Genomic DNA, 14,514 nt, shown 5'->3' on the forward strand with positions numbered 1-14,514 from the left:
TGTGCGAGGGCGCGCCGATCACCGAAGTGACCGGCGCGCCCGCGCCCGAACCCTACTGACCTGCTACTTCGTCGCCTTCACCGTGATGGCGCCGGAGATGATGCCGGCCTTGTAGCCGTCGAGCTTGGCCTTGATGTCGTCGACCTTCCCACCGCTGGTGGCGTAGCCGACACCGTCGACCTTGAGGTCGAAGACCTTCGGCAGCGTCGACAGGTTGCCGGCCGCGGTGGCCCCGATGTAGTCGTACACGGCCACGTCGACGCGCTTGAGCATCGAGGTGATGATCACGTCGCGGACCGCCGGGTCGGCCGTCTTGTACTGGTCGGAGTCGACACCGATCGCGTACTTCGGCGCGTCGGCGGTGCTCTTGGCCTTGACCGCGTTGAACACACCGGCACCCGAGGCACCGGCCGCGGCGTAGACGACGTCGGCGCCGGCGTCGAGCTCACCGGTGGCGACGACGTTGCCCTTCGCCGGGTCCTGGAACCCGGTGAAGTCACCGGCCGGGGTGATGTACTTGCTCTCGATCTTGATGTTCGGGGCGACGGCCTTCGCGCCCTGCGTGTAGCCGGCCTCGAACTTCTGGATCAGCGGCACGTCCACGCCGCCGACGAAGCCGATGTGGCAGGCCTTCGACTTCAGCGCCGCCGCGACGCCCACCAGGTAGGAGCCCTGCTCCTCGGCGAACACCAGCGACGTGACGTTCGGCAGGGTGATCGAGTTGTCGTCGACGATCGCGAACTTGGTGTTCGGCAGCTCGGCGGCGACCTTGCCCAGCGGGGTGGCGTACTTGAAGCCGACCGCGATGACGGGGTTGTAGCCGTCGTTGGCGAGCTGGCGCAGCCGCGTGGCGGCAGCGTCCTCCGGCTCGTTCGGCGAAGCGGTGAGCTCCTTGACGTTGGCCTGGGGCAGGCCGAAGTCCGACACGGCCTTCTCGACACCGGCGTAGGCGGCGTCGTTGAACGACTGGTCGCCGCGGCCACCGATGTCGTAGGCGACACCGACCTTCAGCGAAGCCGCGTTCGGCTTCGTGGCCGCCGCGCTCGTCGGAGCAGCGGCACCCCCGCCGCCCGGTGCGGTGCCCGTCGCGCAGGCCGCCGCGCCACCGCCGGAGGGCGCGCCGCCGCCGCCCGCGCCGGTGTCGCGCGCACACCCGGTGACCACCAACGCGCTGGTCAGCAGCGCGGCCCCCACCACGTAACCTCGTCTGATCCGCACTGATGATTGCCCTTCGTTGTCACCGGGACGACCCGGGTCGCCGACCGTCCGGCACGACCGGGGAACCGTAGTCCAGGATCGGGGCCGATCACACTGTCGACATGACGGCGTGACCGAATCGTGGACTTCGGTCGGTGAGCAGCACGTGACCGCTCGCATACGGTGAGGACACAGACGAGAGGACGGCCAGGACGTGGACGAGGCAACCGTGGTGATCGACGCACCCGCGCCGGCGATCTGGGAGCTGGTCACCGACGTCACCCGAATGGGCAGGTGGAGCCCGGAAGCCCGCGGCGCCCGCTGGTTCGGCGGGGCACGCGGGCCGGCGGTCGGCGCCCGGTTCGTCGGGTTCAACCGGCACGGCCTCGTCTGGTGGGCCACCCGCTGCACGGTCGTGGAGTGCGACGAGCCGCACCGCTTCGCGTTCCAGGTCGCAGAGAGCGGAATGACGTGGGGGTGGCGCCTCGAGCCGGTCGACGGCGGCACCTCGGTGACGGAGTGGCGGGACCAGACCCGCTCCACCAACGTGCTGATCAAGGCCGTGCAGCGCAGCGGCATCATCGGGCGCGACCGCGAGCGGCTGATGGTGGACGGCATGCACCGCACGTTGGGCGCGGTCAAGGCGTACCTGGAAGGGGCGGCGGCGGCGTAGGCCTGGCCGCTCGGGGTCGCGTTGATCATGGGCAGAACGTTGCGCCGGATCGGTCCAGGAGCGACGTTCTGCCCATGATCGCGGGGCTCAGGCGCCGGCGGGTGCGGCGGGCGGGGCCGGGGAGTGTCGTTGATCAAGGGCAGAACGTCGTTCTGGACCGATTCCGCAACAACATTCTGCCCTTGATCGCGGAACGCCCCGGTCGCCGTACCACCCGGCCCCACCTCGCAGCGGGCCGCCTCTCTGCCTCGCGGCCCGGACCCGCCCGTCGATCATGGGCAAACCGCGGTTCTGGATCGATCCCGCAACGACGTTCTGCCCATGATCACCGCAACCCGGCAGGGCGACGGCCACGGCCGGCTGCACCCGCGGGCGCCCCGGCCGCTCGGCGCCGCTGGTCGTCGATCAAGGGCAAACCGTCGTTCTGAACCGATCCGGGAACGACCTTTCGCCCTTGATCACCGAAGTCCCCTGCGGTGACGGGGCTACTGTTCCGCCGTGCGCACGGGGCGGGCGGCGGTGGGCGCCGCGGTGGGCGCGCTCGTCCTCCTGTGCGCCGACGCGCGCGCCGTCCGGCTCGACGCCGCCGCACCCACCGCACCCCCTCCGGCTGTCGTGGCCGCCACCACTCCCACCTGCCCCGGTCAGGAGTCACCGCCCGGGCCGCCGGCCGTCGAGGAGACGGTCGCGGTGGCGCCGCTCCCCTGGCCGGCGGAACCCGTCGGCGGGCCCGGGCTCGGGGGCTGCGGCGATCTCGGACCACCGGGCGTCCCGCCGGTGGGAGCCGCCGCCTACGTCGTCGCCGACCTCGACGACGGCACGGTGCTGGCCGCGCGGGCCCCGCACGCGCGGCACCGGCCGGCGTCGACGCTGAAGATGCTGCTGGCCCTCCTCGCCGCCCGCGCTCTCGGCCCGGACGACGTCGTCGAGGGCACCGCCGACGAGCTGCGCGTCGACGGCAGCAAGGCCGGTATCGGGCCCGGCGGGCGCTACACGGTCCGGCAGCTGATGGCCGGCCTCCTGCTCAACTCGGGCAACGATGCCGCGCAGGTGCTGGCCAGGGCGATGGGCGGCACGGAGGCGACGGTCGCGGCGATGTGCGACGTCGCGGCCGAGCTCGGCGCCCACGACACCCGTGCGGCCACCCCGTCCGGGCTCGACGGGCCCGGCATGGCGATGTCCGCCTACGACCTCGCCCTCCTGTTCCGGGACGCGCTGCGCGAGCCGCTGGTCGCCGAGACGATCGGGCTGCGCGCCGTGCCGTTCCCCGGCTACGGCGACCACCCGGGCTTCACGCTCTCCACCACCGAACGCCTGCTGCTGCGCTACCCGGGCGCGCTGGGGTCGAAGTCCGGGTTCACCGACGCCGCGCGGCACACGCTGGTCGGGTTCGCCGAGCACGGCGGGCGCCGGCTGGTGGTGGCGCTGATGCGGGGTGAGCAGCGTCCGGTCGCGATGTGGCAGCAGGCGGCGGCGCTGCTGGACTGGGGTTTCGCCCAGCCACCCGGGCCGGGGATCGGCCGGCTGGTCGATCCCTAGGAGACTGCTGAAAATCGCGGATGTCGGTTCGGTTGTTGATCTCGGCGGGCTGGGACGATCTGGTGTGTGCAGGGTCGGTTTGATCCGCAGCGTGAGCTGCTCGATGTCGAGTCCGTAGCCGGTCATCTGCTGCCGCCGGGCGGGGTGTTCGCGTTCCTGGCCGCGCACCGCCACGAGCTGTTCCCGGACGAGCTGTTCGCGGATCTGTTCGCGAGCGGCCGGGGGCGTCCATCGGTGCCGGTCGAGCACGTCGCCTCGGTGTTGGTGTTGCAGACCCTGCATGGGCTGTCGGACCGGGAAGCGATCGAGGCACTCACCTTCGATCTGCGGTGGAAGGCCGCGTGCGGACTCGCGATCACCGACACGGGTTTCCACCCGACCACGCTGACCTATTGGCGGCGCCGCCTGAGCGCCTCACAGCACCCGGAACGGATCTTCGACGCGGTCCGCGCGGTCGTGGATGCGACCGGCGCGCTGGCCGGTAAGCACCGGCGCGCGTTGGACTCCACGATCCTCGACGACGCGGTGGCCACCCAGGACACGGTCACCCAGATCATCGCCGCGATCCGCCGCGTCGCCCGGGAAGTCCCCGACGCCGCGCACGTGATCGCCACCCAGGCTCGCGGACACGACTACACCCAGCCCGGGAAGCCCCGCATCGCCTGGGACGACGAGCAAGCGCGGGCCGAGCTGGTCGACGCTCTGATCGGTGACGCCCACCGGGTCCTGGGACATCTGCCTGACCAGGAACTGGGCCCCGCTGCGGCAGAGGCGGTCGGGTTGCTGGCGCTGGTCGCGGGTCAAGACGTCGAACCCGCGCAGGGCTCAGACGGCACTGACGGGCGCTGGCGCATCGCCCGGCGCACCGCCGCGGACCGCGTCATCTCCACCGTCGACCCCGACGCCCGCCATGCCCACAAGACCCGCAACCGGCGCCAGGACGGCTACAAAGCCCACCTCGTGGTCGAACCCGACACCGGGATCATCACCGCCACCGCCCTGACCCCCGCGTCCGGCCCAGACAACTCCGACGCCACCGTCGGGATCGACCTCCTCCACCGCGACCTCGACCAGTCCCCAACAACACCCGAGACCACGCCCGACGCGGTGGAGGTGCTGGCTGACTCTGCCTACGGCACGGGGGACATGCTCGCCGCGCTGGCCAATGCCGGGCACCGCGCGGTGATCAAACCCTGGCCGCTGCGCCCCCCGGTTCCCGGCGGGTTCACCATCGACGACTTCACCATCGATGAGACCACCGGCCTGGTGACCTGCCCCAATGGGATGACCGCTCACATCACCCGAACCCGCAACGTCACCTTCGGCCGCCGCTGCCGCGGCTGCCCCCTCGCCTCGCGCTGCACCACCTCGGCCACCGGACGAACGTTGCGGCTGCACCCGCACGACGCACTGCACCGCGCGCACCGCGCCCACGCCGCTGCTGCCGATTTCGGTGAGATATACCGGCGGCACCGACCCATGGTCGAACGCAGCATCGCCTGGCTCACCCGCGGCAACCGCCGCCTGCGCTTCCGCGGCACCCGAGCCAACGACCTCTGGCTGTCCCACCGCGCGGCCGCGCTCAACCTGCGCCGACTCCTCGCCCTGGGCCTGCACCGCACCACCACCGGATGGGCGATCACCTAAACCCGCCTTGACGGTCACCACCCACACCACCACGCTGCCCACCGGGCGGAGTGACCTCTTGTCGCACCCACGGGTGCTGACCCTCGCAGCCTGACTGCCGAGGCGCCCTGCCCACCGAACCCGCCTTCTTCAGCAGTCTCCTAGGAGGGTCCTATTTCCGGCGCAGGACACTAGCTCCGCTTGAACCAGGCCCGGTAGACGCTGGTGGCGGCCTTGTTGACGGCGCTGATGGCGTCGTAGACGCCGTCGGCGGTGCGGTCGTGCACCTCGCGCACCCGCTCGGACGACTCCCGCGTGGCGCCGAACGAGCCCAGGATGTCGAACGGGATGTCGGAGATCGCGCGGTGCACGTCGCGGACGCCGGTGGTGCCGACGTCGAGCACCGCGGCCAGCTCCTCGGCCAGTTGCGCCTCGGCCTCGGCGGCGTGGACCGCGCGTTCACGCAGGTGCTCGAGCCGTTCTGGCGCGGCCGCGCAGCGGTCCAGGACCGCGGCGAGCCGCGCGTCCACGTCTCGGACGACCACCAGTGCCGCGACTGCCAGCAGCAACCCGAGCACCGCGACGGCGAGCAGGACCGTCATGTCACTGGGGCTTCGCGGGCAGCACCGGCGCGACGACCTTGACCTCCGCCTCGACGCCCTGCGCGCCGAGCTGGCGGCTCATCTGGGTGGCTGCGCGGGCGGCCACCTCACGGACGACGAGCCGCGGCACGAGCGCCCCGAACCGGCGCGCCGCCCAGGACTCGCGGGCGGCGAGCTCGGCCGCGTTGAGGATCTCGACGGACAGCAGCGGGTTCAGCGCACCGCCGGACGGGATGCCGGCGAGCTCCGCCTCCAGCTCCTGCTGGGCCGCCTCGACGGCCCGCATGCGGGCACGCACCCGCCGGACGCTCATCACCAGCAGCACGCCCACGACGAGCTCGAGGACGAGCACCACCAGCACGACGATCTCCATCGAGCGCCTCCGCCGCAGTCCGGGTCTGCGGGAGCGTACCTGCCGGTAGTCAGTCCCGGCGGCGGCCGAGCAAGGCCAGCCCACCCAGCAGGCCCGCCACGGCGCCGGCGCCGAGCAGCCCGGCCGCGGCCCGGCTGCTCGGCCCGTCGTGCACGACGATCTCCGACCTGATCACCGCTGGTCCGGGCACCGGGACGGGGAAGCGGGCCTCGTTCTCCCGCGCGGTCGCCGCCCAGGCCGTCACGAACAGGATGAGCCGCGACACGAAGAACGCGAACACGAGCAGACCGACGAACGGACCGATGAGCCGGCCGGTCGGGGAGTCGACGACGATGCGCAGGTAGATCGTGATGACGTTCTTGAGGACCTCGAACCCGACCGCGCCGAGAACCGCGGCTCGCGCGGCGCTGCGGAACGTGGCGTGCTCCCGCGGCAGGCGCGCGATCACCCACAGGAAGATCAGCCAGTTGGCGACGAGTCCCAGCACGACGCCGAGCACCTGCAGCAGGACCACCGCCCAGGTCTGCTCACCGATCCCGACGGCGTCCAGCACTGAGCTCGCGAAGCCACCGGCGAGGCCCGTGATCGCGAACGAGCCGACCATGGCGACGCCCAGGCCGAGCAGGGTCAGCAGGTCGAAGACGAGCCGCTTGTAGATCGGCGGGGCCTGCGGGACCTGGCCCCACTGCTCCGACAGCGCCTCGCGGAGGCTCGACATCCAGCCGACCCCGGAGTAGATCGCGCCGAGCAGACCGATGATCCCGATCGAGCTCCGGTTCTCGATCGCGTTGTCCACGATCGGCAGCAGCAGCGCGTCCAGCCCGGGTGGGACGTTGTTCTTGATGCCGGTCTTGAGCTGGTCGAGCAGGTCGGGCTGCAGGAACAGCGCGTACCCGAGGCCCGAGACGGCCACCAGGATCAACGGGAACAGGGCCAGCACGCTGAAGTAGGTGATCGCTCCGGCGTAGTGGTCACCGTGCCGTTCGGTGTAGCGCTCACCGGCGCGGACCATGTGGTCGAGCCACAGATGGCGGTCCCGCAGTCGCTGGAACCACGACGGCGGCGCGTCCGCCGCCGTCTCGGCGGTCGTCCCGGAACTCGTCACGCCCTCACCCCCCGCATTCGGCTCGATCGGGCGCCGATCCTCCCGCGAACGGGCCGCGGTGTCGCGTCGGGGATCGCCCTCCGTGCTGCTCGTGCAGATGCACGCTCATGTGTAAACCCGCTTCTTGCCACGTTTCCGCAGGTCAGAGGTTTGTGTCGAGATGGTTACACAGGGTGAGTTACCCCGTAAGGGCCCACTTCCGGATGACTCCGTCCTGAGGCATCCCCGGTTCCGCGCTGCGCCGGTACCGTCACCGTCGGTGCCGGATCTCCGGCACTTCCGTCGAGTGTGCCGACGAAAGGGTGCCGATGCCGCTCGATCAGCCGATCGCGGTCGCCGAGCAGCTCGGATCCGAACCAGGATCCGCCGGCGCGGAGGAGAACCCGTACCTGCTGGGGATCTTCGCTCCGGTCGACACCGAGATCGCGGCCGACGAGCTGGACGTGATCGGCGAGATCCCGCTCGACCTCAACGGCGTCTACCTCCGCAACGGGCCGAACCGGCGGTTCGCGGCCGAGGGCCGCTACCACTGGTTCGACGGCGACGGCATGGTGCACGCGATCTCCTTCGAGGACGGTCGGGCGCGCTACCGGAACCGCTGGATCCGCACCGCCGCCTTCGAGCGCGAGGCCGTGGCCGGGCACGCGCTGTGGACGGGTGTCATGGAGCCGCCGCACGGCAACCCGATCGGCACGGCGCGCGGCCTGCCGTTCAAGGACAGCGCCAACACCGACCTCGTCCACCACGCCGGCAGGGTGCTCGCCACCTGGTACCTGTGCGGGCAACCGGTGGCGCTCGATCCGCTGTCGCTGGAGACGCTGGGCGCGGAGACGTTCCTGGGCACCCTGCGCGGCGACATGATGGCCCACCCGAAGGCCGACGAGCGGACCGGCGAGCTCATGTGGTTCGACTACGGCGCCCGGGACCCGCTGCTGCGCTACGGGGTGGTCGGCCGCTCCGGGCAGGTGGAGCACGAGGTGGCGATCGACCTGCCGGGGCCGCGGCTGCCGCACGACATGGCGATCACGCCGAACTGGTCGGTGCTGATGGACCTGCCTCTGGTGCAGGACCGCGACGCCGCCCGGCAGGGCCGCTACAAGATCACGTTCGACCGGGAGACGCCGTCGCGGTTCGCGGTGCTGCCGCGGCGCGGCGACGCCGCTCAGGTGCGCTGGTTCGAGGCCGACCCGTGCTACATCTACCACGTCGTCGACGCATGGGAGGACGGCTCGACGATCGTCATGGACGTCTGCCGGATGACCCGGCCGGAGCCGCGCCCCACCCGGCCCGGGCCGCTCGGCAAGCTGCTGGGCTACCTGCGACTGGACGCGCGGCTGCACCGGTACGTCTTCGACCTCGCCACCGGCACCTGCACCGAGACACCCCTCGACGACGCGAACGTCGAGTTCCCCACCATCGACAGCCGCCGCACCGGAACGGGCGGCCGCTACGCCTACGCGGCGAGCATCGCCGACGCCGAGACGGTGCTCTTCGACGGGCTGGTGCGCTACGACCGGCAGACCGGTGAGCGCACCCGGCACGACTTCGGGCCCGGCCGGTTCGGCAGCGAGGCCCCCTTCGCACCGCGCGACGGCAGTACCGGCGACGCCGACGGTTACCTGGTCAGCTTCGTCACGGACGCCCGGGACGATCGTTCCGAGGTGGAGATCCTCGACGCCGCCGACATCGCCGCCGGCCCGGTCGCGCGCGTCCGGTTGCCGCAGCGCGTCCCGGTGGGGTTCCACGCCACGTGGGTACGGGCAGATCAGCTGGCGTCGCGGTGATGCGACCGAACGCCGCGACGGCTCCCCTGATCCGGCCCGCTGGCTCGACCGTGCCGGCCCGGGTACGGAAAGATGTGCCGCCGTCGTCGGGGGAGGGGCGGGCGGTCCCGCCGTGGCTGCGTCGCGAGCTGGAGGCGGTGCCGCAGTTCGACACGTTCGCGACGGTCGACGAGATCGCCGAGATGACGTGCCGGATCGCGGCCCAGCACCCCGACGTCGTCTCCCTGCGCCGGGTGGGCACGTCGGCGCAGGGTGAGCAGCTGACCTGCCTCACGATCGAGCCCGGCAGATCGGCGCCGGACGCGCTCGTCGTCGGGCTGCCGCACCCGAACGAGCCGATCGGCGCGCTCACCGCGCTGCACCTGGCCCGACGGCTCGCCGGCGACCCGGAGCTGCGGGCCCGGCTCGGACACCGCTGGCACATCGTCGCGTGCATCGATCCCGACGGGCTGCGGCTCAACGAGGGCTGGTTGAAGGGGCCCTACACCCGCGAGCACTACGCCCGGCACTTCTACCGGCAGGCCGGACCCGAGCAGATCGAGTGGTCGTTCCCGCTGGAGTACAAGGAGGTGTGGTTCGACGCGGTGCTGCCGGAGACGTTCGCGTTGATGCGGCTGATCGACGAGCACCGGCCGGCCCTGCTCGCGTCGCTGCACAACAGCGAGGTCGGGGGCGCCTACTACTACCTCAGCCGGCCAGAACCCGGCCTGCATCCGGTGCTGCAGGCGATCCCCGGCCGGATGGGCATCGAGCTGGACCGCGGCGAGCCGGAGGCCCCGTGGATGCCCGCGATCGACGACAGCATCTTCCCGCTGATCGACGTGCGCGACGCCTACGACCACCTGGAGGAGGTCGGCGCGCTGCAGGCGTTCTCGGGCGGCAACTCCACGGGCGCGTACGCGAGCCGGCACGGCACCCTCACCCTCGTCTGCGAGCTGCCGTACTGGACCCACCCGGAGGCGCTCGACACCACCCCGTCCGACGTCGGGTACGCCGACGCCCTCCGGGCCAACGCCGACGAGCTGCGCACCCTCAGCGACATCCTCAACCGCTCGCTGGCCACGATCAGCCCGCACATGCAGCTGGAGACCCCGTTCCTGCGCGCCAGCCGCTACTACGCCCCGGTCATCGGTGAGCAGGCGAGCGCGACCGCCCGGCGGGCGGCGAAGGCGTCGGCAGCAGCCCGCAAGGCGACCGTGGCGGAGCTGGCGTCGATGGCCGACACCGTGCACATGTTCCGGCTGCGCTACGGCGGCATGCTGCTGCGCGCGCTCGACGCGGAGGTGGCGGGCGGCAACGTCCGTCCCCCGGTGCGCACGGTGCGCCGCGAGCTCGCCGCCCTGCACTCGGCGTGGTGCGCCGCAGCCGCGGGCACGTCGGCGGTCACGCTGCCGCTGCGCTCGCTGGTGGCGGTGCAGTACGGCTCGGTCCTGGCAGCAGCCGCCCACCTGCACACGAAGCGCTGAAACGCGCGGTCGGCCCGTTCACCGCGCGAGTTGCCCGGATCGGGACCGCGAGTTGCCCGGATCGGCACGGCGAGTTGCCCGGATCGGGACCGCGAGTCGGCCGGCCCGCACGAGTGGTCGCCTGCCGAACGGGCCGACTCACCCTGTCGAGACGGCCAACTCGCGGGTCAGTCGTTCGCGTCCGTGTCCTCGTCCGGGGCGGCGGGCGGTCGCCGGTGCACCTGCACGACGTTGTTCTCCAGGTCGATCTCGCCCAGGCGGAAGGGCTGGCCGTCGCCTGCCTCGCTCGACGTGTCCTGGATCTTCCGGCCGGGAAACAGCTCGCCGAGGACGCCCATGCTTGCGAGGCTACGCGCGTGGGGGACGGGGTCGAGGAGTTCTGGCGGGAGTTCTGCGCGGTGTCCGGGACGGATCCGGCGACCCGGCACGACGTCTACGCGTTCGGCGACTCCCCCGCCCTGTCCGACGAGCTGCTCGAGCTGGTGCTGAACGGGCCGAAGCGGGCCACCGCCGGCCTGGTCGTCGAGTACGAGCGGGCCGGGGACCCGCTGCCGGAGGCCGGCACGCTCTCGGTGGTGCTCGACGGTGCCGGGCGGCCGCGGTGCGTGCTGCGAACCACGCAGGTGCAGGTGGCGCCGCTGGGCAGCGTCGACGCCGCGTTCGCGCACGACGAGGGCGAGGGTGACCGCTCGCTGGAGTGGTGGCGAGCGGCGCACGAGCGGTACTTCCGGCGCGCGCTGCCCGCCATGGGGATCCCGCTCGACGGCGTCGACCTGTGGGCGCTGGACTGCGTGTTCGAGCGCTTCGAGCTCTGCTGGGTCAGGCCGGCGCGATCGTCGACGTGATCCGGGGGATCACCGAGCTCCCGCGGCCGGGCTCCCGCGTTGATCATGGGCAGAACGTCGTAGTTCGATCTTGGAGAGCGACGTTCTGCCCATGATCAACGCCATCTGACGCGCCGGGTCAAGCAGGCGTCAACGGCAGCAGCCGGGGTGTGGACCGCAGGGCCGGCTCGAGTCGCGCGACCGGCTCGCGGTAGGTGGTGCTGCGCTGGCGCACCGGGCGGCCGGCCGCGGTCGCGATGGCCGTCAGCTCCGCGACCGTGCGCGCCGACCCGTTCTCCGAACCGGCCATGCGGCTGATCGTCTCCTCCATGAGCGTGCCGCCCATGTCGTCGGCACCCCCCTGCAGGATCCGCGCGGACAGGTCGTCGCCGAGCTTCACCCACGAGCACTGGACGTGGTCGATGCGCCCGTGCAGCGCCAGCCGCGCGAACGCGTGGACGGCGATGTTGTCGCGCCGCGTGGGGCCCGGCCGGGCGAGGCCGGCCAGGTAGATCGGCGCGTTGGTGTGCACGAACGGCAGCGGTACGAACTCGGTGAACCCACCGGTCTCGTCCTGCACGGACGCGAGGGTGCGCAGGTGGCCGAGCCAGTGCCGCGGCTCGTCGACGTGCCCGTACATCATCGTGGACGAGGACGGGATGCCGAGCCGGTGCGCCGTCGACACGACCTCGATCCACTGCGCGGCCGGCAGCTTGCCCTTGGTGAGGACCCAGCGCACCTCGTCGTCGAGGATCTCCGCGGCGGTGCCGGGGATCGAGCCGAGCCCGGCCTCCTTCAGCTCGGTGAGCCAGTCCTCGATCGACACGCCGGCCTTCGCCGCCGCCGACACGATCTCCATCGGGGAGAACGCGTGGACGTGCATGCCAGGCACCGCCTCGCGCACGGCCCGCACCAGGTCGGCGTAGAACGACGTGGGCAGCTGCGGGTCGATGCCGCCCTGCACGCACACCTCGGTGGCGCCGGCCTGCGCCGCCTCCACCGCGCGCTCGGCGATCTCGTCGAGCGAGAGCCGGAACGCGTCGGTGTCGCGCTCGCGCTGCGCGAACGCGCAGAACCGGCAGCCGACGTAGCAGACGTTCGAGAAGTTGATGTTGCGGTTGACCACGTAGGTGACGTCGTCGCCGACCACGTCGCGACGCACCGCGTCGGCGAGCCGGGCGAGCTCGTCGAGCGCGGCCCCGTCGCTGGTCAGGACGGCCATCGCGGCGGCGTGGTTGGCCGGGTCGAGCAGCGCGGCCGGGTCGGAGGCGGCGATGTCGAGGCCGGCGCGCACGTCGGAGTCGAGACGCTCCGGCGCCGACTGCTGCTGGCGGGCCAGCTCCTCCTTCAGCTCGTCCCAGTCGCCGTAGACCTCGGAGAAGTCGCTGCGCCGGTCGTCGGTGCGGCCCGTGGTGTCGATCGTGGAGTTCAGATCGGTGCGGCCGGAGCTGGCGAACCCGCCGTCGGGCTCCTGCCACGGCCGGCCGACTACCGGTGCGTCCTCCCGCGCCAGCCCGGTCTCCGGGTCGGCGAGGGCGGCGACGTGCCCGTGCAGCCGGGTGTCGATCCACGGCGAGCCGGCCAGCACGTACGGCGGGTAGGCGGTGAGCCGCTCGCGCATGGTGAAGCCGGCGGCCGCGGTGTGCGCGGCCAGCTCGTCGATCGCGGGCCAGGGCATCTCCGGGCTCACGTGGTCGAGCGTGACGGGCGAGACGCCGCCCCAGTCGTCGATTCCGGCGCGCAGCATCAGCGCGTACTCGTCGCCGACGAGGTTGGGTGGGGCCTGCACGCGCATCTTCGGGCCCATCACCAGCCGCGTGACGGCGATGGTGGCGGCGAGGTCGTCGAGGTCGGCGTCGGGGTCGTTCGCCATCGCCGTGTCGGGCTTGGCCCGGAAGTTCTGGACGATGATCTCCTGGATGTGCCCGTGCGCGCGGGACGCGCTGCGCATCGCGAAGATCGACTCGGCGCGCTCGGTGCGGTTCTCGCCGATGCCGATCAGGATCCCCGTCGTGTACGGGACGCCGACGCGGCCGGCGTCGGTGATCGCGCGCAGGCGAACCGCCGGCTCCTTGTCGGGGCTGCCGTAGTGAGCGCCGCCCTTCTCGCTCCACAGCCGCTCGGCCGTGGTCTCCAGCATCATCCCCATGCTGGCGGCGACGGGCTTGAGCCGCGTCAGCTCCTCCCAGCTCAGCACGCCGGGGTTGAGGTGCGGCAGCAGCCCCGTCTCCTCCAGCACGGCGATCGCGGACGCACGCACGTAGTCGATCGTCGAGGAGTACCCGCGGGCCTCCAGCCACTCGCGGGCCTGCGGCCAGCGGTCCTCCGGCCGGTCGCCCAGGGTGAACAGGGCCTCCTTGCAGCCCGCCGCCGCGCCCTTGCGGGCGATGTCGAGCACCTCGTCGCGCTCCAGGTACGCGGCCGGCAGGCGGTGGGGCACCGTCGCGAACGTGCAGTAGTGGCAGCGGTCGCGACACAGCCGCGTCAGCGGGATGAACACGTTCTTCGAGTACGTGACCACGCCGGGCCGCCCGGCGGCGACCAAGCCCGCGTCGCGCACGCGCGAGGCGGCCGTCAGCAGTTCGTCGAGCTGGTCCCCGCGAGCCGCGAGCAGCACGGCCGCTTCGGTGACGTCGAGCGTGGCGCCATCGCGGACCCGGCGCAGCGCGCGGCGCAGGGCGGATGGGGAGATGATCTCGGGGTCGGGCACGACTGCACAGTAGGTCGGCAAAAGCAAGCAGGTCGAGGCTCGGCGGGGAGGATCGACGAACCCACCGCGAACGGGAATATCCCGCCGCTCCAGCCTGTTAAGCGACGTCCGCCGCTTGCCCGCCCGTCACGGCGACGAGCTCGTCGAAGGTCGTCGGGAACACCGCGGCCGGGATGCCGCCGGCCGCCCACACCTCGTCGTACGCGGCGAGGGCGCGGTCGACCAGCGTGCGCAGCAGTGCCGGGTGCCCGACCGGCGCGACGCCGCCGATGACCTGACCCGTGGCCTCCTTCACGAACGCCGGCTTGGCGCGGCGGATCTCGTCGGCACCGATCACGGCGGCCACCACGACCGGGTCGACCCGGTGCGCGCCGGAGGTCAGCACCAGCAGCGGCGTCACGGCCTCGCCCGTGACGGCCTCGAAGACCAGCGAGTTCGCGATCTGGCCGACCTCCACACCCAGTGCCTCCGCGGCTGCCGCAGCCGTGTGCACGCCCTCCGGGAGCACCTGCAGGCGGGCGACCCGGGCGGGATCGGCGCCACCGTCGGTGAGGGCGGCGGTCACGCGGGCGACGTTCGGATGGACGGCAGTGGTCATGCCCCGGATTCTGCCGG

The 14,514-nt window shown here is 72.2% G+C and carries 13 protein-coding genes; 6 read left to right on the forward strand and 7 right to left on the reverse strand.

Annotation, left to right across the window (positions count from 1 at the left end):
* Positions 1-63: 63 nt before the first annotated feature.
* Complete coding sequence (locus tag ACQEVB_RS03050) at positions 64-1,194, reverse strand: BMP family lipoprotein (protein ID WP_432964601.1); 1,131 nt, start codon at positions 1,192-1,194, stop codon at positions 64-66.
* Between the two features lie 217 nt (positions 1,195-1,411).
* Here ACQEVB_RS03050 and ACQEVB_RS03055 point away from each other — a divergent pair, with 217 nt between their 5' ends.
* The 3 genes from ACQEVB_RS03055 (at position 1,412) to ACQEVB_RS03065 (ending at position 5,056) form a co-directional block, all read left to right on the forward strand.
* Positions 1,412-1,870 (forward strand): SRPBCC family protein, encoded by a 459-nt coding sequence (locus ACQEVB_RS03055; RefSeq protein WP_432964604.1) that lies wholly within the window; start codon positions 1,412-1,414, stop codon positions 1,868-1,870.
* Between the two features lie 498 nt (positions 1,871-2,368).
* On the forward strand, positions 2,369-3,409 hold the full coding sequence (locus ACQEVB_RS03060) for a D-alanyl-D-alanine carboxypeptidase family protein (protein WP_432964607.1): 1,041 nt from the start codon (positions 2,369-2,371) through the stop codon (positions 3,407-3,409).
* A gap of 66 nt (positions 3,410-3,475) precedes the next feature.
* Positions 3,476-5,056 carry an IS1182 family transposase gene (locus tag ACQEVB_RS03065; protein WP_432964610.1) on the forward strand — a complete coding sequence of 527 codons (1,581 nt, stop codon included), beginning with the start codon at positions 3,476-3,478 and terminating at the stop codon, positions 5,054-5,056.
* Between the two features lie 170 nt (positions 5,057-5,226).
* Here ACQEVB_RS03065 and ACQEVB_RS03070 read toward each other — a convergent pair whose 3' ends face one another.
* From ACQEVB_RS03070 to yhjD, 3 genes are read right to left on the reverse strand one after another with little or no spacing between them, the layout of a single operon-like run.
* Positions 5,227-5,637 carry a hypothetical protein gene (locus tag ACQEVB_RS03070; protein WP_432964613.1) on the reverse strand — a complete coding sequence of 137 codons (411 nt, stop codon included), beginning with the start codon at positions 5,635-5,637 and terminating at the stop codon, positions 5,227-5,229.
* A 1-nt stretch (position 5,638) separates the two neighbouring features.
* A complete protein-coding gene (locus tag ACQEVB_RS03075; protein WP_432964615.1) occupies positions 5,639-6,010 on the reverse strand; it encodes a hypothetical protein in 372 nt (123 codons plus the stop codon).
* A gap of 49 nt (positions 6,011-6,059) precedes the next feature.
* On the reverse strand, positions 6,060-7,115 hold the full coding sequence (gene yhjD, locus ACQEVB_RS03080; protein ID WP_432964618.1) for an inner membrane protein YhjD: 1,056 nt from the start codon (positions 7,113-7,115) through the stop codon (positions 6,060-6,062).
* Between the two features lie 308 nt (positions 7,116-7,423).
* Here yhjD and ACQEVB_RS03085 point away from each other — a divergent pair, with 308 nt between their 5' ends.
* Both ACQEVB_RS03085 and ACQEVB_RS03090 read left to right on the forward strand, forming a co-directional pair.
* Positions 7,424-8,899: a carotenoid oxygenase family protein gene (locus tag ACQEVB_RS03085; protein ID WP_432964621.1), complete on the forward strand. Its 1,476-nt coding sequence runs from the start codon at positions 7,424-7,426 to the stop codon at positions 8,897-8,899.
* A gap of 74 nt (positions 8,900-8,973) precedes the next feature.
* Complete coding sequence (locus ACQEVB_RS03090) at positions 8,974-10,365, forward strand: M14 family zinc carboxypeptidase (RefSeq protein ID WP_432964624.1); 1,392 nt, start codon at positions 8,974-8,976, stop codon at positions 10,363-10,365.
* A 167-nt stretch (positions 10,366-10,532) separates the two neighbouring features.
* On the opposite strand, the gene ACQEVB_RS03095 is transcribed toward ACQEVB_RS03090, so the two are convergent.
* Positions 10,533-10,703 carry a hypothetical protein gene (locus ACQEVB_RS03095; RefSeq protein ID WP_432964626.1) on the reverse strand — a complete coding sequence of 57 codons (171 nt, stop codon included), beginning with the start codon at positions 10,701-10,703 and terminating at the stop codon, positions 10,533-10,535.
* Between the two features lie 18 nt (positions 10,704-10,721).
* Here ACQEVB_RS03095 and ACQEVB_RS03100 point away from each other — a divergent pair, with 18 nt between their 5' ends.
* On the forward strand, positions 10,722-11,210 hold the full coding sequence (locus tag ACQEVB_RS03100) for an ASCH domain-containing protein (protein ID WP_432964629.1): 489 nt from the start codon (positions 10,722-10,724) through the stop codon (positions 11,208-11,210).
* Positions 11,211-11,328: 118 nt separating this feature from the next.
* Here the strand turns inward: ACQEVB_RS03100 and ACQEVB_RS03105 are convergent, their stop codons facing one another.
* Both ACQEVB_RS03105 and ACQEVB_RS03110 read right to left on the reverse strand, forming a co-directional pair.
* The gene (locus ACQEVB_RS03105; protein WP_432964632.1) at positions 11,329-13,899 is read right to left on the reverse strand and encodes a bifunctional FO biosynthesis protein CofGH; all 2,571 of its coding nucleotides are present in this window, start codon (positions 13,897-13,899) and stop codon (positions 11,329-11,331) included.
* A gap of 97 nt (positions 13,900-13,996) precedes the next feature.
* Positions 13,997-14,497 (reverse strand): YbaK/EbsC family protein, encoded by a 501-nt coding sequence (locus tag ACQEVB_RS03110; RefSeq protein WP_432964635.1) that lies wholly within the window; start codon positions 14,495-14,497, stop codon positions 13,997-13,999.
* Positions 14,498-14,514 lie beyond the last annotated feature (17 nt).

Source organism: Pseudonocardia sp. CA-107938 (assembly GCF_050936315.1).
Taxonomy (GTDB): domain Bacteria; phylum Actinomycetota; class Actinomycetes; order Mycobacteriales; family Pseudonocardiaceae; genus Pseudonocardia.

Excerpts from the sequence above, each read along its gene's own strand:
- ACQEVB_RS03095 (WP_432964626.1), bottom strand. The coding sequence starts at position 10,703 with ATGGGCGTCCTCGGCGAGCTGTTTCCCGGCCGGAAGATCCAGGACACG.
- ACQEVB_RS03075 (WP_432964615.1), bottom strand. The coding sequence starts at position 6,010 with ATGGAGATCGTCGTGCTGGTGGTGCTCGTCCTCGAGCTCGTCGTGGGC.
- ACQEVB_RS03110 (WP_432964635.1), bottom strand. The coding sequence starts at position 14,497 with ATGACCACTGCCGTCCATCCGAACGTCGCCCGCGTGACCGCCGCCCTC.
- ACQEVB_RS03085 (WP_432964621.1), top strand. The coding sequence starts at position 7,424 with ATGCCGCTCGATCAGCCGATCGCGGTCGCCGAGCAGCTCGGATCCGAA.
- ACQEVB_RS03070 (WP_432964613.1), bottom strand. The coding sequence starts at position 5,637 with ATGACGGTCCTGCTCGCCGTCGCGGTGCTCGGGTTGCTGCTGGCAGTC.